Source organism: Psychrobacter sp. APC 3281 (assembly GCF_030407815.1).
Taxonomy (GTDB): Bacteria; Pseudomonadota; Gammaproteobacteria; order Pseudomonadales; family Moraxellaceae; genus Psychrobacter.
The window spans coordinates 258,805-279,732 of sequence record NZ_JASDCS010000007.1; the positions used below are offsets into that span (position 1 = coordinate 258,805).

21 protein-coding genes are annotated in these 20,928 nt (G+C 41.7%); 14 read left to right on the plus strand and 7 right to left on the minus strand.

The annotated features are described in order from the left end of the window. Positions 1 to 237: 237 nt before the first annotated feature. Positions 238 to 915: a hypothetical protein gene (locus QL886_RS08060; RefSeq protein WP_290178297.1), complete on the plus strand. Its 678-nt coding sequence runs from the start codon at positions 238 to 240 to the stop codon at positions 913 to 915. 3 nt (positions 916 to 918) lie between these two features. Next, positions 919 to 1,911: an aminotransferase class IV gene (locus QL886_RS08065; protein WP_290178298.1), complete on the plus strand. Its 993-nt coding sequence runs from the start codon at positions 919 to 921 to the stop codon at positions 1,909 to 1,911. A 3-nt stretch (positions 1,912 to 1,914) separates the two neighbouring features. Here the strand turns inward: QL886_RS08065 and QL886_RS08070 are convergent, their stop codons facing one another. Next, positions 1,915 to 2,112 (minus strand): DpnD/PcfM family protein, encoded by a 198-nt coding sequence (locus QL886_RS08070; RefSeq protein ID WP_290178299.1) that lies wholly within the window; start codon positions 2,110 to 2,112, stop codon positions 1,915 to 1,917. A gap of 143 nt (positions 2,113 to 2,255) precedes the next feature. Between QL886_RS08070 and QL886_RS08075 the strand changes: the two genes are divergently transcribed. Together QL886_RS08075 and QL886_RS08080 are read left to right on the plus strand one after the other, a co-directional pair. Next, positions 2,256 to 2,822 carry a hypothetical protein gene (locus QL886_RS08075; protein ID WP_201606892.1) on the plus strand — a complete coding sequence of 189 codons (567 nt, stop codon included), beginning with the start codon at positions 2,256 to 2,258 and terminating at the stop codon, positions 2,820 to 2,822. A 327-nt stretch (positions 2,823 to 3,149) separates the two neighbouring features. After that, on the plus strand, positions 3,150 to 3,644 hold the full coding sequence (locus QL886_RS08080) for a hypothetical protein (RefSeq protein WP_290178300.1): 495 nt from the start codon (positions 3,150 to 3,152) through the stop codon (positions 3,642 to 3,644). Here the strand turns inward: QL886_RS08080 and QL886_RS08085 are convergent. After that, entirely contained in the window at positions 3,641 to 4,405 is a 765-nt protein-coding gene (locus QL886_RS08085; RefSeq protein WP_290178301.1) for a DpnI domain-containing protein, read from the minus strand. The genes QL886_RS08080 and QL886_RS08085 overlap by 4 nt on opposite strands. 170 nt (positions 4,406 to 4,575) lie before the next feature. Between QL886_RS08085 and mltG the strand changes: the two genes are divergently transcribed. Both mltG and tmk read left to right on the plus strand, forming a co-directional pair. Further along, positions 4,576 to 5,865, plus strand: coding sequence for an endolytic transglycosylase MltG (gene mltG, locus QL886_RS08090; protein WP_290178302.1), 1,290 nt, complete (start codon positions 4,576 to 4,578; stop codon positions 5,863 to 5,865). A gap of 88 nt (positions 5,866 to 5,953) precedes the next feature. Then, on the plus strand, positions 5,954 to 6,679 hold the full coding sequence (gene tmk, locus QL886_RS08095; protein WP_290178304.1) for a dTMP kinase: 726 nt from the start codon (positions 5,954 to 5,956) through the stop codon (positions 6,677 to 6,679). Between the two features lie 180 nt (positions 6,680 to 6,859). Here the strand turns inward: tmk and QL886_RS08100 are convergent, their stop codons facing one another. Beyond that, positions 6,860 to 9,133 carry a cation:proton antiporter gene (locus QL886_RS08100; protein ID WP_290178305.1) on the minus strand — a complete coding sequence of 758 codons (2,274 nt, stop codon included), beginning with the start codon at positions 9,131 to 9,133 and terminating at the stop codon, positions 6,860 to 6,862. Positions 9,134 to 10,010: 877 nt separating this feature from the next. Here QL886_RS08100 and QL886_RS08105 point away from each other — a divergent pair. The 5 genes from QL886_RS08105 (at position 10,011) to purC (ending at position 15,615) form a co-directional block, all read left to right on the plus strand. Beyond that, positions 10,011 to 11,465 carry a Do family serine endopeptidase gene (locus QL886_RS08105; RefSeq protein ID WP_290178317.1) on the plus strand — a complete coding sequence of 485 codons (1,455 nt, stop codon included), beginning with the start codon at positions 10,011 to 10,013 and terminating at the stop codon, positions 11,463 to 11,465. A 277-nt stretch (positions 11,466 to 11,742) separates the two neighbouring features. Then, positions 11,743 to 12,951, plus strand: a complete 1,209-nt coding sequence (locus tag QL886_RS08110; RefSeq protein WP_290178306.1) for a hypothetical protein — start codon at positions 11,743 to 11,745, stop codon at positions 12,949 to 12,951. 449 nt (positions 12,952 to 13,400) lie between these two features. Beyond that, complete coding sequence (gene dapA, locus QL886_RS08115; protein WP_165598142.1) at positions 13,401 to 14,306, plus strand: 4-hydroxy-tetrahydrodipicolinate synthase; 906 nt, start codon at positions 13,401 to 13,403, stop codon at positions 14,304 to 14,306. Between the two features lie 120 nt (positions 14,307 to 14,426). After that, on the plus strand, positions 14,427 to 14,774 hold the full coding sequence (locus QL886_RS08120) for a hypothetical protein (RefSeq protein ID WP_290178318.1): 348 nt from the start codon (positions 14,427 to 14,429) through the stop codon (positions 14,772 to 14,774). Between the two features lie 127 nt (positions 14,775 to 14,901). Continuing rightward, positions 14,902 to 15,615 carry a phosphoribosylaminoimidazolesuccinocarboxamide synthase gene (gene purC / locus QL886_RS08125; RefSeq protein WP_057757995.1) on the plus strand — a complete coding sequence of 238 codons (714 nt, stop codon included), beginning with the start codon at positions 14,902 to 14,904 and terminating at the stop codon, positions 15,613 to 15,615. Between the two features lie 338 nt (positions 15,616 to 15,953). Here the strand turns inward: purC and QL886_RS08130 are convergent, their stop codons facing one another. Further along, positions 15,954 to 16,271: a barstar family protein gene (locus tag QL886_RS08130; protein ID WP_290178307.1), complete on the minus strand. Its 318-nt coding sequence runs from the start codon at positions 16,269 to 16,271 to the stop codon at positions 15,954 to 15,956. Positions 16,272 to 16,320: 49 nt separating this feature from the next. On the opposite strand from QL886_RS08130, the gene QL886_RS08135 reads away from it, so the two are divergent. From QL886_RS08135 to QL886_RS08145, 3 genes are all read left to right on the plus strand, one after another. Further along, positions 16,321 to 17,040, plus strand: a complete 720-nt coding sequence (locus QL886_RS08135) for a tetratricopeptide repeat protein (RefSeq protein WP_290178308.1) — start codon at positions 16,321 to 16,323, stop codon at positions 17,038 to 17,040. Between the two features lie 321 nt (positions 17,041 to 17,361). Then, a complete protein-coding gene (locus tag QL886_RS08140; RefSeq protein WP_290178309.1) occupies positions 17,362 to 17,994 on the plus strand; it encodes a DNA-3-methyladenine glycosylase in 633 nt (210 codons plus the stop codon). 37 nt (positions 17,995 to 18,031) lie between these two features. Further along, on the plus strand, positions 18,032 to 18,343 hold the full coding sequence (locus QL886_RS08145) for an NGG1p interacting factor NIF3 (RefSeq protein WP_290178310.1): 312 nt from the start codon (positions 18,032 to 18,034) through the stop codon (positions 18,341 to 18,343). A gap of 142 nt (positions 18,344 to 18,485) precedes the next feature. Here QL886_RS08145 and QL886_RS08150 read toward each other — a convergent pair whose 3' ends face one another. The 3 genes from QL886_RS08150 to QL886_RS08160 form a co-directional block, all read right to left on the minus strand. Next, entirely contained in the window at positions 18,486 to 18,860 is a 375-nt protein-coding gene (locus QL886_RS08150) for a hypothetical protein (RefSeq protein ID WP_290178311.1), read from the minus strand. Positions 18,861 to 18,944: 84 nt separating this feature from the next. Then, a complete protein-coding gene (locus QL886_RS08155; RefSeq protein ID WP_290178312.1) occupies positions 18,945 to 19,604 on the minus strand; it encodes a hypothetical protein in 660 nt (219 codons plus the stop codon). A gap of 722 nt (positions 19,605 to 20,326) precedes the next feature. Further along, entirely contained in the window at positions 20,327 to 20,530 is a 204-nt protein-coding gene (locus QL886_RS08160; protein WP_057758006.1) for a CsbD family protein, read from the minus strand. Positions 20,531 to 20,928 lie beyond the last annotated feature (398 nt).

The window sequence follows — 20,928 nt, forward strand, 5'->3', positions numbered from 1 at the left end:
GTTTTGGTACGTTATATATTTAACAAATCTGTACTCTCGGGGAGTGCTCCGCGTAACGTAAAAGGTAGTCAAGTGCTGAGCAGTTGGGTAAACTATAAAATATGGAAACCTATATCAATATGCTGTAATGACTGCTAGATTATAATGTTTGTGAAATATGCTCTTTATTGAAAACTATTCGTTATCAGCGGCGTTCCTGCCAGCTCGTTAATACTATTTCGAGATCAATCTAAAAGTGTGAGTAAATTATCCATGTGGAATCCTAACCTACAGACCCTTCTAGTCGGTATGATAATGGCAGTTAGTGTGACGCTCAGTGGCTGTGACAGCACCAAAGAAGATGCTCCAAATCCAGATGCTGAAACCACTGAGCAGGTAACAACGAATGAGCCAGTACAGGACAGCGCAAACAATCCTGACCTAGACGGTGCCACTGCTCAGCAAGGCACGCCAGTGAGATATGATGTCGCAGCATGGGGTACGGATAAGGTTGAGTCGCTCGCTGTAGATGAGTTAGATAGTATACAATCGGTGTTTGGCGAAGTGATGAGTACTGACGAAAACAGCCTAGACTATGCCAGTAATCCAGCGGCAAAATATCGCTTTATGAAAACGGACGCGCCATATCTAGATATCATCGACTCTGAAAAATATCTAGAGCTTGGCTGGTACTATGCCAATCCTACTGACACAGACAAAGAAAAAGAGCTGAGCCAAAACCACGCCAAAAAAGCCTATCAACTATCACGTCAATTGATGGGTGATGATGGCGGAAAAATGGTTGCTGATATGCTCAATAGTCAAATCATCAAAAACAGAATCGTCGGTGGACAAAAGATAGAGCTAGCAAAATGTGAGTTCTACAGTTGCATGCTAGTTATAAATAAAGCCGCTGCTCAAACAGAAAATAGCTAAATCATGACCGATATGACGTCAGTGCCAAACGGTTGGGTGTGTCTGTATCCACAAGTCAGCAGTGTGACCGAAGATGATAGGGCAACCAGCCAAACGGTAACCATGTCTCTAGATAATCGCGGACTGGCATACGCTGATGGCTTCTTTACTACCATGGGCGTCATTGATGGGTTGATACTATGGTCAGATTATCATTATCAGCGGCTTGTCTCTCATGCTGAAGCCTTGCAGCTAAACATAAATAGCGAAGAGCTATTAGCAGTACTGCAGCTGTATGCCCAGCAGTTAGAGCAAGGTATGCTCAAGCTAGTAGTTACTCGCGCTGCGCAGAATGTACGCGGTTATGGCTATGCACCTAGTGCAGATGGTAGCGACTGTGAAATATGGTTAAAGGCTACCGCAATGCGAGTTTCTACGGCGCTGCAATTGTCTTTGCCTAATGGAAACTTGGTACCCATCCAACCTAATGCTTCGGCAATATGTTTGTCTTCTCAGATTGCTTGCTTACCGCCACCGCTGGCAGGTCTCAAGAGCCTTAATCGTTTAGACAATGTCCTCGCTAGTGGTGAGCTACAACGTATAAAATCTGAGCCATTGGCATCAAAGCTTGCTTCAACACTTGGTGAAGGTCTGCTACGCGATATGAGTGGGCAGTGGGTTGAGGGTACGATGAGTAATGTATTCTATCAATTGGCAGAAGCACCACTATCAGAATCCAAAACTGCCTCTAGTATTCATAAAGATAATGAAAACTACCTAACCACTGGCCAGTGGTATACCCCTTCTATGGCTCAATCAGGCGTCGCTGGTGTCATGCGTCAGGTAATTATAGATGCACTATCCACGACGCAATATCCAGTCATAATCAGGTCGCTACAAGATGAAGATTTGCCTAAATTAACGCAGTTATTCTTTTGCAATGCACTGCGCGGTATCATGCCAATGAGCAGTCTGACGTTATTGTCAGGTGATGGTGTGGATTTTGAATCCGTTTAGTTGTTATTGAAAAACAATAAATTTGGTATCAATGAAGTCATCAGGATATAAAACCACTTGCTCATTTCTATACATTTCTTGCGCTTTCAAAAGCGCACTTTGCTCATCTTCAGCATTTACTTCCACGATAGTGCTTAGTGTTTCGACAATTTCAACTTGAAAGGTTTGTGCTGCCTTTTTATCTTTTCTTATTATATTCACACTCGATTCTCATATATCACTTCAGTCATTTATACCAAGTAGATTAGCAAAAGCCCTCAAAAGAAGTGATCGTCTTTTGTTACGTGGTCTTGTGTCTTAAAGCAAATCGATCAATGCTGCTTATCTAATAAGGAGATAAGCCAATGTACGAAGTTTATGAAGATGAAAGTATCCCGCTACAAATCCGTCGTTTGATGGTTTTTGATGAAATCTGTAAATTAGCGAAGAAAGAACCTGATGAAATTATTCATTTATCAAAATTTACTCAGTTATCACTTGGAGTTATGTATCTAAAGGATTTCAAGAAATTTATAGCCTTTGGTGGTGTGTTTGAGTATGCACAAACACCCGAAGAAGTTATTGAGCAACGTATTCGCATTTTTCCTAACGACGAGCCAGTAAAATGTGCGCTGACTGTTAATCTAAAGCAGTTTACTCGCCCAGCTAGTACACCTATACAATTAGTGTGGTATTGGAATAAATATGTAAAGAATAGAATGCATGCTTATGTTGACTATCGTGAAGAAGTTTTTTTTCGGATAAATGATGAAATTGATTCGGATTACCCACCGCATAAGTTTCATGACCGTCTAGTTGCGACAGCTCGTCTGCCACTATGGGATGATAGAGATGAGTTAATTGCAGATGTATACCGTGACAATCAAGGCGAACCTAGACCTGAACGTTATAATGAAAGGCGTCTGTTATAATTCGAAATAATTACTATGTTATACGAAACTCATAATTAAGTTACTACTTATAGTTATAGCTGCTAATAAATTTTAGCGGCTGTATATTATGATCTTGATACTGTGTTTATATGACGTATCAGCCTTCTTACATAAATCACCACTCGCCTTTGAGGCTCCGACAATCGAAGTTAATGCACTGGTATTTTCGCAAGAAGTCTATTGAGTGATGCATATCTCCAATAACGTTCTTCATAATTGATCGTCTTTTGTTAATGAGTATTGCGTACTGATGTTAATCGATCAATGATTGCATTCTATCCAATACTATCTAACAGGGGATAATAAATGCGTACTACATATGAAGATCAACGAATTCCACTACAAGTTCGTAGATTGATGATATTTAATAAAGTTTGCTGTGCAGCGAAAAGAGACCCTGATGAAATAATTCACTTACCTTGTTATTCACAGATAGCATTTAGTATTGTTTATTCTAAGAAAGATAAAAAATACACAGCATTTGGGAGTGTGTTTAAGTATGCGCATACCCGTCAAGAAGTCATTGAACAAGGTTTAGATAAGCAGTTTCATGAAGATACTGTGATGTGTGCAATCACAACCGAAAGACAAGCTTTTACTAAAGCTTCTCGCACTCCGTTAGGGCTGCTAATGAGCTGGAATAAACAGGTAAAAAATCGAGCTTATACCTGTCTCGATGGCAATGTGAAACACTTTTTCAAAGTAAATGATGAGCTAGAGCTAGATTACCCTCCTCATAAGTTTTACGGTCGTTTGGTTGCTGCCAAAGATTTACCATTATGGGATGATAAGTGTTCTTAGTATAATTTTCGATAGTGACCACGGCTCACAAATTCAATGATGCCTTTACCTCGTAATACTTGTAACTGTTGGCGAATTTTATCTTTTACGTGGTTGTTTTCAGGATGTTTGAGCTGTAACTCGTCAGCAAAAGCATAAACTTGATTGAGAGAAAAACTGACATCGAGACGGTCGATACATTGCCAGACATCGAGTGTCCAACCGCGTGAAGCCATAGATTGCTTGCGTAAAAACAAAGTCTTTTGGAACTGTTGGGTGACATTTTCACGCGGTATAACTTGTTGGTCTTTGACCAAAAACACTTTGCCCGATTCGGGTACGTGGCGTAAGTCAATATTGCAACCAACCCAACCTGCTCGTTTGGCATTCACTGATAAGGGTTTACGCTTAACAATAATATCGGGCGTAAAGAAATGCTTGGGAATAATTAGAAAATTATTAACGGTGTATTCTTTTGAGTAGGTCAAAAAGAAGAAGCTGGGATTATTCTTACTATTGATACGCTCAATCATCGTCTGATAGGCACCATCATTGACAACATTGCTTAACTTGGTTTTTTTACTTTTTAGCTCATATTGCTCATTACAATTTTCGCAATAAAAATCAGCAACAGGTTTGTTATTAGCAAACTCAGCTAGCGATTGGGCGCTACAATTGGTGCAGTAACTATTTTCTTTTACCCATGATTCACTGAGTACACGAACTTTTTGAGGTTCAGAGTGATAGTTTTTAGCAAGACTTTGGTTAAAATGTAGGTTCATAAGATATTTTCATTATTAATAGATAAGCTGAGAATACTGAAAAAAACGCCTAAGTATTAAGCTATATAAACGGCCATCAATAGCAAGATAATTCATAAGCTAAGCAAATACCATTGAAAATCGCACGGTTCAGTGCTAAATTCTAGCAAACATCTGCCTCGCGAGTTGCCATGAGCAAGCCTACACCCAATATACCACCTGAACGTCCCAATGAGTCGCCGTCAAACAAGCAAGATGGCACAGTCGAGGAGCGTGTCGATACCACGCTGCCGGACGCGCAACCAGTGGTAGATGAGGTGGAAGACACATCAGCAACGCCAGCAACCAACGTCTCGCTTATCAGTGGTAACAGTAAACCGCGTCAATATAAAGTCAATAACCCATCGTTTTTTATGCAACGTGGCTATCAAGTGCTGCTAGTGTTGGGGCTGATTGCTGCATTTTTCTTGGTCATGGTTTATCAGACGTTGTTTGGTCGTATCGAGCAGCCGCAGCAAATGGTCACGATTGAACCAGGTCAGACGTATTACGGTCTACTACCGCAGTGGCAGCAGCAGATTCCGCTGTTCTCAGCAGGCGTGGCCAAGCTATATATCAAATCACAAGTCGATGCGCCGTTGCATGCTGGTACGTATCAATTACCCGAAAACCCGACTATCGCTGAGGTGCTACAAATACTAGGTCAAGGCGCAAAAGCGGCTATGGTCAAGGTACAGATTATCGAAGGCAAGACATCTAAAGACCTTTACCAAGCGCTTCGTGATAATGACAAAATCGAAAAAGAAGTACTGACCGCAGATAGTGACAATGCGAGTATTGCCCAAGCACTAGATTTGACGGGTGTACTGCCAGATAGTGTGGCTAATAGCAGTGACCCGATTGTTAACTATAATCTTGAAGGTTGGTTCGCGCCTGATACCTATTATTATGGTGAAGGAACCAGCGATAAAAAAGTATTGACTGACTTGTATAAGCGTCAGCAGCAGGTACTGACTGATGCGTGGGAAAATCGTGCGCCGAATCTGCCTTATAAGAGTCCTTATGAAGCGTTAGTGATGGCGTCTATTATCGAAAAAGAGACCAGCGTTGCTGATGAACGTCCTTTAGTCTCTGCCGTATTTAGAAACCGTTTGAACAAAAGCATGCGTATGCAGACGGACCCGACTATTATCTATGGTATGGGTAGTCGTTATGATGGCAATATCCGCCGCAAAGACATCAATGAAAAAACGTCTTACAACACCTACCAAATTGATGGTTTACCGCCAACGCCAATTGCGCTACCATCAGCGGCCTCTATCGAAGCGACTTTACATCCTGCCGATAGTGAAGCGTTGTATTTTGTGGCAACGGGCAATGGTGGGCACAAATTTACCAATAGCTTGGCTGAGCACAATCAGGCGGTAAAGGACTATCTGAGTGTCATGCGTGAGAAAAAGTCTCAAACGCCGCCGCAGTAATATTCCTTCTTAATCTTCTTAAAAAACTTATCGTTTATTGAGTGCTACAAAGTAGAGGTAGCGCTCATCAATGACATAAGGTCATATCATGTCAGTATCTATGCACACCAGCGCAACACCGTCACATAGCAGCACATCATCATCGAATCTACCTGAATCAAGTGCTTCAAATACAGCACCTACTTTAGGCCGCTTTATTAGTTTTGAAGGGACCGAAGGCGTGGGCAAAACCACCGCGATTGAACAGCTGTGTTTGCGCTTAGAAGCTAATGGCATCTCGTATCTGCGTACTCGTGAGCCGGGTGGTAGCCCATTTGCCGAGCAATTGCGTGAGATATTATTGGACCCAGCGACTGATATCGAAGACGATACTGAGTTGCTGCTATTGTTTGCGGCGCGCTGTGATCACATGCAGCAGGTCATCTTACCAGCGCTTCAAAATGGTACTTGGGTAATATGTGATAGGTTTACCGACTCTACTATTGCGTATCAGGGCTTTGGACGTGCGTATGGCGACGAGCTGGTACGCGGCAAAATAGATATGCTTATCAAACAATTTGTGACGCAGCTTCCTGAGCTGACATTGTGGTTGGATTTGCCAGTAGCAGAGGGTATGAAACGTGCCAATAAGCGCAGTGCGGCCGATCGTTTTGAGCAGCAGGCTACCGAGTTTTTTACTTGGGTGCATACTGGTTTTAGCCAGCTAGCGAGCGAATACCCTGAGCGGATACAGCGTATTGATGCATCGGGCAGTACGGATGATGTGAGTGCACGTATATGGCAGACAGTTATGGACAGATTTGATATTAAATAACTAAATTTTGCCAAGTAGGTTTATATGGCAGTTAGATGTATCGATAGTCAGCTAGTCAGCTAGTCAGCTAGTCAGCTAGTCAGTCAGTTAGCACCAATAAAAAGCCCCAGCATATTGTTGGGGCTTTTTATTAAGGTAAATCTTTCATCTTTAGGTCAATAAAGCAGATAACTATGCACGTTATTTGTCATCTATTTTATCTACTTTTACATCCTCAGTAGTAGCGATAGAGGCATCGCTATCCTGAGCAGAGTCAGGTAGACGATTTGGGTCAAGCGCCCTTTTTTTGTTTTTGGGCGCACTACCATTGCCATTACTGTTCGTAGAGGTTTTGGTCTTCGAAGTCGCTGTCGAATTTGCAGACATGACGCCTTTATTATCCATATTAGTAGCAGACGTTTTTGGCTCTTCTACTGGCTCACTTTTCTCTACAGTAGTGCTAGAAGGTGACTTAGTCTCGGTGTTACTGCTTTGGGTGGCTGATGACGGATTAGCAGTGTTTTGTTCATCATTTTTGTCACTATCTACCAAAGACTCTGGCGCTGCTGTTTGACTGTCATCAGGGCTAGGCTCCTGCTCTTTGCGCTTTTCAGGAGCTTTTGAGTTGGACTCAAAGTTAGCATCAGCTGCCATGCGAGCCTGCTCTTGCTTAGGCGTTACATCGACTGGCTTTGGCTGTACTTCATCGTCTACCACTAGCGATATAAGCTTACGGTCACGAGGGACAGTACCGTCAAATTTATCGGTGATGACGTGCAGCTTGCCTTCTTTGTCGACGGTATATAGCGGTACGAATTGCTTATTATCCGCTTTATACTGCTCAAAGCTGTAGCTATCCGTAATATTGGTAATCTTAATTCGAGCTTTTTTGGACAGCATACTGGCAAGCTTTGTATAGGTCACATCTTTGCCAAACAACCACTGTGAATGGAAGTTAGACTGCTTGTCATCACGCTCGCTTTTAACCTTTTCGTCACTGAATTTGAGACGGTATAGCTTACGCTCACCAAACTCATGACGATAATGAATCTCGGACAACGTATTCATTTCTTTGTCCATACTCATTGCAAACAAACGACCAATACCGATTAGATCCAGATGATGATCTGCGTGATCAGAGATAGGGTTGCCAAAGTAAGTACGCAGACCGCTCATGCGTGCGCGAGCAATATTGGTGTAGTTATTGTGCGCAACGATGACGTCAAAGCCTTGGTCTTTGAGAGAGGTAGCAATCAATAACGCAATTGGGTTTGAGCCAACGATAAGGATACCGTTGGTCTCAGGCTCACGTACGCCTAGTAGATTACCGACGACTTTTGCACCTAGACCCTGAATCATGACCGTACCGATAATGACCATAAATACGAGAGGTACAAGCAGCTCTACGCCCTGAATATCATACTCTTGCAAACGAATGGCAAACAGGGATGAGATTGCAGCGGCGACGATACCACGTGGGCCAATCCAGCTAATCATCAGCTTTTCATTGGTCTTAAGGTTCGAGCCGATAGCCGATGCCCAGACTGATAGTGGACGTGCAACAAACATCACGATAGCGAGCAGTACTAGCCCGGCAAAACCAACGCTGAGCAAGCTTGCCAATTCTACGCGCGCCGCCAGAATAATAAATAGCACTGAAATCAGCAAAATGGTCAAAGATTCATTGAACTCTAAAATCGTTTCACGTGGGAATTTTGGCCAGTTTGCCAATGCTACGCCCAATACTGTGACGGTCAATAGACCTGATTCATGCTCTAGATGATTTGATATTGAAAATAACACCAGTACAAATGCTAGGGTAAAAACATTACGCAAGAACTCAGGAATCATATGACGACGCATGAGGAATGCAAGTAGCCAAGCGCCTGCCATACCCATTGCCGTTGCCAATACGACAATCTTAGCAAACAATAGAATACTACTGGCTTCGCCGCCTGAGATAATGTACTCATAGACCAATACCACAGCGATAGCGCCGATTGGGTCAATGATAATACCTTCCCATTTTAGGATGTTGGAAATGGTTTTGTTGGGGCGTACACTACGCAGCAGCGGCATAATGACCGTTGGACCAGTCACACAGACTAGTGCACCGAAGAGTAGAGCAATCAATGGGTCGACATCGAATAGTAAATAGGTCGATAGTGCCACGATAGCAATGGTAATCAGTACACCGACCGATACCAGCATCTGTACCACGGTACCATGTTGCTTAATCTCATCGAACTCTAGCGTTAGCGAGCCCTCAAATAGGATAATCGCTACGCCCAAAGAGATGAAAGGAAACATCAGCTCGCCCAACACCAAGTCTGGGTCAAATACACCTAGCACTGGGCCGACGATAATACCAATCAGTAATAAAAATAAAATGGATGGTTGCTTTAAATACCAAGCCAACCATTGGGCGGCAATGCCAATCCCAACCACGCCGGATAGCAAAAGGGCGGTATCCATAAATTAATCCTTTTATAATCTTGTCATATTTTATATCTATCGATAGCTGTTATAAGATAGTCGCTACCGTTTATTTAACAATAAGTTGTTATCCGTTTCTGTTGTAGCTAAGCCATCGCACTGATAGCCATCATGAATCACAACATAAGCTAGATATGATATAACTACTATAAAGTAGCAAAGACAAAAGCGCTTCTAGATAAATCACAATACGCTAGAAATGCAAAAGATGGAAAACAAGAGTGATGATAGCCAGTTCATAAGCCTGCAATAAACAGCCCTATATACAAGCTAACTTTTGTTTGTTTAGTAAAATATTTGGTTTGACATCATACCATGATTTTATTTCAAGCTGATGTAAGCCGTACCTGCTAAAAAGCTATGTTACGGCCATAAAAGTATACGAAGTCCGTATGAAATAACGCTGCCTTAGGTTATCCTGCACTATGCAAAAGGCATCAGCACAATACTTCAAGTTTTTATTTATCATACAGTAGCTACGTGGGGCATGCACGTCGCGCACAGGATAATAGTGTTAGCGCCATGAAATGTCATATACTGATTGCTGACATGGTTTATTTTTATAAGACACTATTAATCATGTTCTACACTATTAACCATGTCCTAAAGACGAGCGCTCTATAAGTATTCAAATAATGAGTAGTGATAAAAATAAGTGTAAAGTAACGGCTAAAAAGCTATGACAATAAGTTCGAATAAAAGTGCTGCGCCGCATAAATAGACAAGATAAATAGATAAGAGAATATAATTTCACCAAATAGTAACGAATAGGGGCATGCCGCTTGGTGTAGTCGCTATCGCTGACAATCATAACGTGGCTGTTAATAACAGCGATTACTCATATGGAGGACACAAAATGCCTATCGATATGTTCAAAGGACAGACCACTGCCAATATGCAGCGCTGGTTACAACGTAGTGCGCTGGCACTCGCTATTAGTACCGCGATGTTCACTAGTATTAATGTCACGACGATAAACAGTGCTCAGGCTGCAGTCACTACGGCTGATTTCTCTGGTTTGGTGCAACAAGTCACGCCAGCAGTGGCACGCGTCAATGTTACCAAAACGATTAGTGAGGCCGAGCTCGCTAAGGCTCAGACTGCTGAAGTGTTGCGTCAGTTCTTTGGTGATCGTCTACGTATTCCTGATCGAGTCGCGACGCCAGCGATTGAACATGCTTATGGTACGGCCTTTTTTATTACCTCCAATGGATATATGCTGACCAATCATCATGTCATCGCAGGTGCGGACAAAATTACTGTGACGCTCAATGATAGAACCGAGCTTGATGCAACTTTAGTTGGTAGTGACGAGCGCTCAGATGTCGCCGTGCTAAAAGTTGAAGGTAATCAATTTCCGGCCTTGCCTATTGGCGACTCAAGTGGTCTCAAAGTAGGGGAGCCAGTATTGGCAATTGGTTCGCCATTTGGTTTTGACTACTCAGCCTCTGCTGGTATTGTCAGTGCCAAGTCGCGTAGCTTCTCGCGTGAGACCAGTGTGCCATTTATCCAAACGGATGTAGCACTAAACCCGGGTAACTCTGGCGGACCACTATTTAACCAGCGCGGCGAAGTGATTGGTATCAATTCGCGCATTTTTAGTGGTACTGGCGGTTATATGGGTCTGTCATTCTCTATCCCTATTGACGCTGCCATGGACATTTATGAGCAGCTAAAAAATGATGGTGAAGTGGCGCGTGCTTATTTAGGAATCTATCCACAAGATATCGATCGCAATCTGGCCGAGGCTTACAATTTAGAGCGCCCTCAAGGTGCCTTACTGACTCGTGTATCACCAGATTCACCAGCACAAAAATCAGGCCTAAAACCCGGTGACATCATTTTGCAATACAATGACGTACAAATCATGGAGGCATCAGATTTGCTGAACTTGCTCAACCGAGCGCGTCCAAGCGACCCCTTCCGTGCACGGATTCAGAGAAACGGTAAGCAGATGGTGATTAACGGCAAGCTCGCTTATGCGCCTAATGATGTAAGAGCACAGAGCGGTGATGAGCAAAATGATGATGTACAGTTGGGCTTGCGTTTACGCGATTTGACGGCAGATGAACAAGCAGAAATCGCTGTCGATAATAAAACGGGCATATTGGTTACCACAGTGGATCCTACTGGATTGGCCGCACGCTCAGGTATTCTGGCAGGCGATGTCATTACTAACTTTCATCAAAAGCCGATCGAAACAGTGGCAGACTTTTCAGGTGCTATCTCATCTCTTCCTAAAAAAGGCGTAGTCACTATAGAAGTTATACGCCAAGGCATTCCTGCTATTATTGGTCTACGTATTGAATAGGTGTCATGATTAAAGCTTGACTGTGAATGTCATTGTTAATGTGACTAATAATGTAACTCAGATTACGGTGCAGAGTATAAAGGCAGCGCGCACGTCAATAATTGTGCTTGTCTATCATGGAGGTCGACCTCTATAATGTTTGGTTTTTTATCAAACAGCTAAGAGTAAGACCTCAACAGCAATCCATTCGTTAAGTGAGTTATTGATCAATCAATACGCTCTAAGGTGGGCCGAGTCGCTTAGTAGGCTCGTACCATTATGCAACCGCTAGGTAATTATGACTGACCCCGCTCTACATACGCTTATTACGACAACGTCAGCAGCACTGCTAGCGTACATTGCACTGTGGTCAGGGCTACAAACGTTTAATGCCAATCCTACCAAGCGCTTTATGCGTATTTGGGTGAAGCTAGCATTATATTATGCTGCTTATACGATGCCTGTTTGGGCAGTATTGCTTATCATGGTTTGGTCACAGAACCTGATACCGATGTTAGCGCAGCTATCATTACCTGCCGTACTGATGGCAATATTGATGATGGGCTTATACTTTTATACTGTCATTGTACAACCCAATCGCTTACGATTAGAGCATCATTCTATTGACTTAGATTTGTCTACACCGCTCAAAGTCGCCGTATTGGCAGATTTGCGTATAGGGATATACGGTGGTAAGCCGCGTCATATTCGCAAGTTGGTCTCTACTATTAATGCCTTGTCAGCAGACGCCGTACTGATTACTGGCGACTGGCTATATTATCCAAGTGCGGATCTAGTGGGTCAGTTAATGCTGTTTAAAGGGGTGAATAAACCTGTTTATACGGTCATGAGCACCTCGGACTTGCGTTATCAATCTATGAATACGACCAAACAAGGTCAGCCATTATTAGAAGATACATTGGCCAGTACTTTTGATGTACTCGATATTAACTATATCGGTCAGCAATGTACGTCACTACCACTCAAATGTGCAAGAGCAACAAATGAGCAGGCAGTCGTCAATCAGTCGACTAATCAAACTAATAATCAAGACAGTGTTGAGCAAGAAAACCCGAATACAAATTCATTAGTAGCGGTGCTTTGTGGCTGGCAAGATGTGCCCAAACAATCTACAGATATTGAAACGTCAGAAGCGACTGATAAAATAATGCTTGGATCGGAGATTGCCAATGCCACCAGTCCAGTGATTATCTTGGCATCACGATTTGATAGTATCAGTGATCTGCCGAAATCTTTACAACCACGCCCTTTGTTGATAACAGGCGCTGCAAAGGCTATTCAAAAAAATATCCTACTTGCTCAAAAACAAAACGATATTCGACGCAGTAGTGAGCAATCAGCATTGCTATATAACAGTCGTATGGGTAAGCAGCGCGGCCTATATCAACATGCAAGCGCACAGATATTTGTTAGTAGCGGCATCGGTACGAGAGGGTTGCCTTTTCGATTCTATCGACCTACTATCGATGTGTTGACGATTCGTTAATATTACATAAGAGACTTATCAGCGTACATTGATTGCGCTAAACTGCTCCTTTAATGATGTAACTATTCATCTACAAGATTTTAAGCCAAGCTTTATATATTTAAGCAAAAAATAATTCCCGTTTTTTGGTACTAAAATTATGTGCTGACTGCCAATTGATTGATAGCGGTCAAATCAAAATATGCTACACTAACGAGCACTCTTATTATTATATTTCTGTCGGTTAGTAAGCAGGCCTTTACTCTTGGTAAATTGCCATCACGATACTGATATCGTAGATATAATTATCTATGGTACAAACGCTATTATAGTAAGTAGATACGCAGCATTAACATCAAGTAAGTTACGCCATCAGCGTTTATCAACGCACATAAAGTAATGGCCACTTGCAAACGACCTATCATGTGACAGCTTTAATAAAAGCTAGGATAATACAGTAAGGCACGGTTATGAGCACAGCATACGACGAGATCAAAACCCGACTACAAGGCTCAATGGTAGCTTTGGTAACGCCCATGCACCCTGACGGTAAGGTCGATTATAAACGTCTCGCAGATCTCATAGATTGGCAGATCGAGCAGGGCACACACTGCCTTGTGGCTGTTGGTACTACTGGCGAATCAGCGACCCTATCTATGCAAGAGCATAGCGATGTCATTCGCTATTTTGTCCAGCATGTCAAAGGTCGTGTACCGGTCATCGCGGGTACTGGTGCCAACAACACGATGGAAGCCATCAAGCTGACTCAGGATGCTGCCGATGCAGGTGCGGACTGCGCGTTGCTAGTTGCTCCTTACTACAATAAGCCGCCACAAGAAGGCTTATTCCAGCATTATCAAGCCATTGCCAAAGCCGTAAATATACCGCAAATGCTGTATAACGTACCTGGCCGTACAGTGGTTGATATTGCTCAAGACACGGTCGAGCGTTTGTGTGACATCGATAATATCGTTGCTATCAAAGATGCGACAGGATCTGTCGGTCGCGGTGAGCAATTGATAAAAGCCGTTGGTGACAGAATGGTTGTACTATCTGGTGATGACGGCACTGCACTTGATCTAATGAAAGTAGGCGGTAAAGGCAATATCTCAGTCACTGCTAACGTAGCGCCAAAAGCCATGAGTGAGACTTTTTCTGCGGGTTTGCGTGGTGATTTTGAAGCGGCTGGTAAAATCCATGACGTGGTCAAGCATCTGCACCGTGACCTATTTATCGAATCAAGCCCTATCCCAGCGAAGTACGCCTTGCATAAAATGGGCATTATCGATAAAGGTATTCGTCTGCCATTGGTTTGGCTCGCGGAGCAGCATCATGCGACTATCGATGAAGCATTGGTTCGAGCAAACATACGATAAATTGATATTTAGCCAATTGATATTCAGCGATTTTAGATTTGTTGCTAGTTGGATAATTGATATTCGAGCTAGCAGCAAGTCACCTTATCACGATAAGTCAATCGCCTACATGAGCAATAACTGCTAACTCAGAGAGACAACATGATGACAGTAACATCAAAGACAGCATCATCAACGACAAAATTATTTCCAGCAATGCTGACCTTGGTTTTGGGTAGCACTTTGGTATTGAGCGGCTGTCAAGCGACCAAAAACCTGCTTGGTAAACGTGATAACGGCAGCTTAGACTATCAACAAAGCAAAAAGCTTGCACCGATAGAGCTACCTGCCGCCCAAGAAACGGCACCTTTTGTCCCTTTATATTCAACACCTAATGCTGGGGTAAACACGCTCCAACTAAAAAATGAGTCAGGCAATCAGTATCAGCTGCCAAAACCTCAGCGTGCTGTTAGCAACACTTCGAACTAAACTTATTCCCTTATCTATATCGCTGACTGTTGCGTTTTTATCATAGCCGCAAACCATGTATCTTACATCAGTCAGCGGTAGCTGCGCGTTTTTACCACATAAGCTTGAACGAACAGGAACCCCCATAATGCAAAAGCAACAACTGCTGTATAAAGGTAAAGCTAAATCTGTCTATGAAACAGAGGATAACGATCTTCTGATTTTGCACTTCCGTGATGATACCTCAGCGCTTGATGGTAAGCGTATCGAACAATTAGCACGTAAAGGTGTGGTTAATAACCGCTTTAATGCTTTTATCATGCAAAAATTGTCTGATGCTGGTATCGAAACACATTTCGAGAAGCAATTATCTGATGACGAAGTGTTGGTTAAACGCTTGGACATGATTCCTGTAGAGTGCGTGGTGCGTAACTTTGCAGCTGGTAGTTTGGTACGTCGTTTAGGCTTAGAAGAAGGTCAGGCATTGACGCCGCCAACGTATGAGCTGTTTTATAAAGATGATGCGCTAGGTGATCCAATGGTTAACGAGTCACTTTCTGTGTCTCTTGGTTGGGCGACCAAAGAGCAATTGGCTAAGATGGAAGAGCTAACCTATCAAGTCAACGATGTATTAAAGGCATTGTTTGATGCGGGTGATTTGATTCTAGTTGATTTTAAACTAGAGTTTGGCGTATTCCATGACCGTATCGTGTTAGGTGACGAGTTCTCACCAGATGGCTGCCGTATCTGGGATAAGAACACTAAGAAGAAACTTGATAAAGACCGTTTCCGTCAGTCATTAGGCGATGTAATCGAAGCTTATGAAGAAGTCGCTGACCGTATTGGTGTACCATTAAAATAAGTATCTGATACTTAGCATACAATAAAAAACTGAGCCATATGCTCAGTTTTTTTATGGCATTATATTTATGATGGTACCCTAGTGAGGATTCGAATGTTTGGCTATGGGCTAATGGTATCAATGTTTTAAAACATTGGAATACTCACAGTGTACTTCATGGTGTACTTACCATATATATTCTACTCGTGATTAGTGCGCCATACCGGCATCGATCTGCTAGTGTTATATGTGAACTTAATTACTATAAAACCCACAGCATAGGATTATCGAGCTGTATGATTAGAATCTTCCAAGTTAATTTCTATGGGATTGACGGCAGGGGTCACTTATTAGTTGACCTAAATTAGTATCAAATGTATCGAAGGACTTTCTTCATTTCGAATCGACTTAGCATTAACATATTTAATAGCAAGAAAAAAAATATTTATAATTATGTCGTTCTCGTAAGGAAAGTTTTTAATCGTTAGATTTAACACTTCATTTTCTCCTATAGTAACCTCCGACATGCCGTATTCTGGATAGCGTATGTCACCTAAGCAATCCATTAAGGCATGAATATTAGCACCATAAAAATCTGGAAAACCAAAAGCATGCTTTAATTTTGTGTGCATCTTGTCTGCTGTATCAACACCTTTAAAATCTATAACCATTTCCATATATTATCACCATTTTTTTAAGTGTAGTCTGACCTAACCGAGATACCTCATGAAGATAGAGCATCTAGTATACAAAGGAATTTACAAATTAACTCTACTTATTTTTATGGCAAGTACATCTATGTCTATTTTGGCATGCAGCTCTATAACTACTAAAACGTCAGTCGAACGGGAAAACATAGAAGCTCAAAATAATCTCGGCTCATTATATGAGTATGGTCAGGGCGTCCCGCAAAGCTATGATGAGGCTTTCAAGTTATATCAGGGAGCTGCTGAAAAAGGGTTAGCCTCTGCTCAATATAACCTAGCTGAGCTTTACTATGATGGCTTGGGCGTCAATCAAGATTATACAAAGGCGCTAAATTGGTATCAGAAGGCGGCTGATCAGGGAATGGCAGAAGCACAATTTATAGTTGGACTAATGCATCACCATGGACGAGGCGTAGCGCAAGATTATAGTAAAGCCCTTGAATGGTATCTAAGAGCCAGCGATCAAGAGTATTCTAGAGCACAAAATAATATTGGAGATATGTATGAGAATGGGGTGGGAGTCAGCCAAAATTATGAAAGAGCATTCGAATGGTACTTCAAATCAGCAAACCAGAAACAAGATAATTCTTTATCTCAGAATAGCTTAGGTATTATGTATGAAGAGGGTAGAGGTGTTCGAAGAGATTTATCTAAGGCAAAAGAGTGGTTTAATAAAGCTTGTAGTAACGGTATTGAGTCTAGTTGCGCTGACTATGATCGCTTAACAAAGTATAATTGAGTTTAGATATTTGAAACTGACAAACTTGTTTTATAACTGCGGCAAAAAGGGTATACCCCATCGGAACCAACCAAACAGACCTCTAAAACAATGAATAGACCACCCAAAACAGACCGCTATAATAGAACCACTTAAAACGGACTGCAATTCCTATCCATTTATCAATCAGTAACACCCTTTATGCACAGGCTTGTAGTTAGCTCGTATAAAAAACCAAACATAGCGGCAACACTGTCCTCGATACCTTATCTTACTTTTATGCTAATTTGTTAGTACTTACTCATATCAATATAGACTATAAAAATAAAAAAGGTTTCGCTAATGTCTACTGTCTCATCAACTGTTTTGGAGCCTGACTGGTTCACTCGTCCGACCTGTGTAGTCGCTGCTGATCTGATTGGTAAAGTCTTATGTCGACAGCTAACCGATAGCGATGGACAGCAAAAAACGCTACGTATGCGTATCTCTGAGACCGAAGCCTATATTGGTCAAGATGATCCCGCTTGCCACTCACATGCAGGTACTCGAACGGCGCGCACAGAAATTATGTATGAGCAAGGCGGTGTGTTCTATGTCTATTTGACCTATGGCGTGCATCATATGCTAAATTTGATTAGCGGCTCTGTAGAGTCACCTGAATCGGTATTGATCCGCGCTGGGTTTTTGACCGATGATAGTGACCGTCTGATTGAAGAGCAACAACTCAGCCCAGATAAGCAATTTACACATTCTAAGCAGTTCGCAGGCCCTGGCAAATTGACCAAACGCTTGCAAATTGATCGCGATTTATATGGCAAACCTATTTCGCCGGCATCAGAAGTTTGGATAGAAGATGATAATTGTCAGCCACCTGTATCACTACGCCCACGTATTGGTATCGATTATGCAGGCGATGCCAAAGACTGGCTGCTACGTTATATATGGACCGATCATCCTTCCTTATCTAAGAACTAGCAAATTGAGATTCAAAACCATTCTATGAGGTAAGCCTATGTATAAGTTGACCGTTTTTATTCCTGATGCAGCGTTAGACCAAGTGAAGTCTGCTCTGTTTACTGCTGGCGCTGGGAAGATTGGAAACTATGAGCAATGCTGTTGGCAGGTACGAGGGGTCGGTCAGTTTATGCCACTATCAGGCAGTGAGCCGCACATTGGTACACAGGATAGTTTAGAAATGGTCGATGAGTGGCGAATGGAAATGGTGGTGGATGAAGCCTTTATCGATGCTACCATTGCCGCGTTAAAAGAAGCGCATCCCTATGAAACGCCAGCTTATGATGTGATAAAAGTCTTGGATTTTTAGTTTTATATAGAAAAATACCAGATTCTTGAGTGTAAGATTTTTCATAAAAAAACCAAATAAATCATTTGATGACTTATTTGGTCATAGAGTTTTTGTTGTTTCAACTGAGTATCAACAGCGAATATCAGACCCTGACAACTGATTAATCTTTTTTAAGTTTAATCACGTTGTAGCTTGGATAGCCTAGCTCGATTTTATAATCGTCGCGTCCACGTTCAGCCTTTATCTTAATCTTACGATCACCGTTTTTATACTTAACGTCTTTGACACGATATCCCATGCTACGGACTTTACTAGCAGCTCGTTGCTCGACAACGGAGACATAGCTGTTTTTATCGTTCTTTTTGTCTTTGTGTTTTTTATGGCCTTTATTGTCCTTATGAGTATGCTCGTATAGGTCGTCATAGCCATTGTAGCCATTCGGCGCAGTCACACAGCCTGTGGTCACTGCCAATAAAGCTGCGACTATGCTGCCAGTCGCTACCGTTTTTAATGTTGAAAATGATAGGGTTTTCATAATGATCTCCTAATAATATATTGTTGCTCAATATGGGTAAGAGTTAAACGTACCTAGGTAATTAGCTAAAAATGCTAAAAGTAATCAATCTTTTCTGACTTTGATCACATCTAAATTTGGATAACTTAATAGTATTTCGTACTTCTGTGAACCGCGTTTGGCCTCAATTTCAAAGACGCCTCGCTTGTTTTTCTCTTCAAGCTCGATATCTTCAACACGGTAGCCCATAGCCCTTACTTTGTTGATAGCACGGCGTTTGATAGTTGGGTAACGTGCTTCTCTTTTAATAGTGTCTTCAACATCGCCTTTTTTATAGCGCTGACCATTTTGATAATTACCTTGATGCTTGTTTTCTTTATAGCGGTCATTATTCTTTTGCGACTTATTACCCCAGTTATCTGGCCATGCTCTTTTGCTTGAGCTGATGAGTCTTAGGGTAGGGTAAGTATATTTTAGCTCGTAGGCTTGGTTGTTCTTTTTAGCATAAGCCGTAAGAGCTCGATCACCGCGGTAACTATCAGCTCTGATATCTATAACCTGATAGCCTTTGCGACGCAAGTCTTGTCGAAGCTGCTGACTTACGCGATTAAAATTATTGTTCTGGCTATTATTATCACCACGATAGACAGGCTGATTGTCATATCCTGGACCTACAACCGCACAACCCACTGTCGTACCCAATAATGCAACGACAAGACCAGTAGACAAAGTGGCCTTAATAGAGAAAGGTTTTATTGTTTTCATGAGGCAATATCCTATGATGGTATTAATTAGGCAGTGTAGATTAGAAATATCTATACCTGATATAACTATAAGATTTTAAAGGTATTTTGGTTCGTCAAGTTAGCTAGCAGTTAGCAGGTGTCTCTGGTAGTTTATTTTACGAAATATTTCCTTACATTATCTATAATAGAGTACAAAACTTTGCGGTAGGTGTCATTTGCGTTAATAAGTTGTAATAATTGTGGTAAGTAAAATAGATTGTTGTAAGCATATGCTTACACGCAATGACGTTTACGCGACTTAACATACGAGTGAGAGTTAGGCATTATAGTCACACGGCATTAGGGAATATGACTCAAGGATTGAGTTGACCGCATTAAGGATAATGATTCGATAACTAGCGTCAGGATGACAATAGCGATTGAAGTAAGGACATATACCCTTTGCTGATAGCAGCAAGTAATACTGAAGCTGTAGTGTAGTAAAAAGGGCAGGATGCCCAGTATCACAATATACTGAATATTTGTGCAAGGATGCATGAAAAGCAGTCGTGATAGGTAACATGGATAGTTAACAATAAAACCGCATAACAATTGATTGCTATGCGGTTTTATCGTGTCTGGAGGACGGTGATTTATTTTTCCGACAGCTTATCTATACAGTATAAATCTGCCACAAAAAACCGCATATATTTCTATGCGGTTTTTCGGTTTATTCAGTACAGTAGTTATGAACTAAATATATTAATATTTATTTTCTACACGCCAGTCATCTACTTCACGCTCTGCATCTTCTTTGGCATGACCGTAACGCTCTTGTACGCGGCCTACTAGCTTGTCACGGCTACCTTCGATATGGGTAAGATCGTCGTCTGTTAGCTCAGCCCATTTTTGTTTAACTGAACCTTTCATTTGGTTCCATTCGCCTTTTAGAGTATGTTCGTTCATTGTATTATTCCTTTTATTGAACTTATTGTGTTTGATTTATTTCTTGATAACTATTGTGGTTTTTATTTCACGATTTCGATTACTGATAATACTATTTAATTTTTATTCTAATTGTATTGCACAAGGATAAGTGATTGGTCCCAAATATCTTGTGAGGTTAAATATAGGACTTTTCAATTCAGCTGTCTGTATATGCTATGTTTATAGTGTTACTTAATTATAGTGGGCGTTTACTAAGTGTTATCTACAGGGCTGCTGTAGTAGTGCCACGTAAATTGCGTCTACTATGCGTGAGAATAATTTATTGTATGAACTTGTTTTTTATATGAATATTAAAAAAATAGGGGCTGTAGTAGATAAGCACTATGCTAGACTACTTTTATGAAGATAACCCGTTG

Coding starts and splice junctions, on each gene's coding strand:
- mltG (WP_290178302.1), top strand. CDS start 4,576: ATGAGCAAGCCTACACCCAATATACCACCTGAACGTCCCAATGAGTCG.
- QL886_RS08135 (WP_290178308.1), top strand. CDS start 16,321: ATGAAGATAGAGCATCTAGTATACAAAGGAATTTACAAATTAACTCTA.
- QL886_RS08080 (WP_290178300.1), top strand. CDS start 3,150: ATGCGTACTACATATGAAGATCAACGAATTCCACTACAAGTTCGTAGA.
- QL886_RS08145 (WP_290178310.1), top strand. CDS start 18,032: ATGTATAAGTTGACCGTTTTTATTCCTGATGCAGCGTTAGACCAAGTG.
- QL886_RS08155 (WP_290178312.1), bottom strand. CDS start 19,604: ATGAAAACAATAAAACCTTTCTCTATTAAGGCCACTTTGTCTACTGGT.
- QL886_RS08105 (WP_290178317.1), top strand. CDS start 10,011: ATGCCTATCGATATGTTCAAAGGACAGACCACTGCCAATATGCAGCGC.
- QL886_RS08065 (WP_290178298.1), top strand. CDS start 919: ATGACCGATATGACGTCAGTGCCAAACGGTTGGGTGTGTCTGTATCCA.
- QL886_RS08110 (WP_290178306.1), top strand. CDS start 11,743: ATGACTGACCCCGCTCTACATACGCTTATTACGACAACGTCAGCAGCA.
- QL886_RS08100 (WP_290178305.1), bottom strand. CDS start 9,133: ATGGATACCGCCCTTTTGCTATCCGGCGTGGTTGGGATTGGCATTGCC.
- QL886_RS08150 (WP_290178311.1), bottom strand. CDS start 18,860: ATGAAAACCCTATCATTTTCAACATTAAAAACGGTAGCGACTGGCAGC.
- QL886_RS08085 (WP_290178301.1), bottom strand. CDS start 4,405: ATGAACCTACATTTTAACCAAAGTCTTGCTAAAAACTATCACTCTGAA.
- QL886_RS08130 (WP_290178307.1), bottom strand. CDS start 16,271: ATGGAAATGGTTATAGATTTTAAAGGTGTTGATACAGCAGACAAGATG.
- QL886_RS08075 (WP_201606892.1), top strand. CDS start 2,256: ATGTACGAAGTTTATGAAGATGAAAGTATCCCGCTACAAATCCGTCGT.
- QL886_RS08140 (WP_290178309.1), top strand. CDS start 17,362: ATGTCTACTGTCTCATCAACTGTTTTGGAGCCTGACTGGTTCACTCGT.
- tmk (WP_290178304.1), top strand. CDS start 5,954: ATGTCAGTATCTATGCACACCAGCGCAACACCGTCACATAGCAGCACA.
- QL886_RS08160 (WP_057758006.1), bottom strand. CDS start 20,530: ATGAACGAACATACTCTAAAAGGCGAATGGAACCAAATGAAAGGTTCA.
- purC (WP_057757995.1), top strand. CDS start 14,902: ATGCAAAAGCAACAACTGCTGTATAAAGGTAAAGCTAAATCTGTCTAT.
- dapA (WP_165598142.1), top strand. CDS start 13,401: ATGAGCACAGCATACGACGAGATCAAAACCCGACTACAAGGCTCAATG.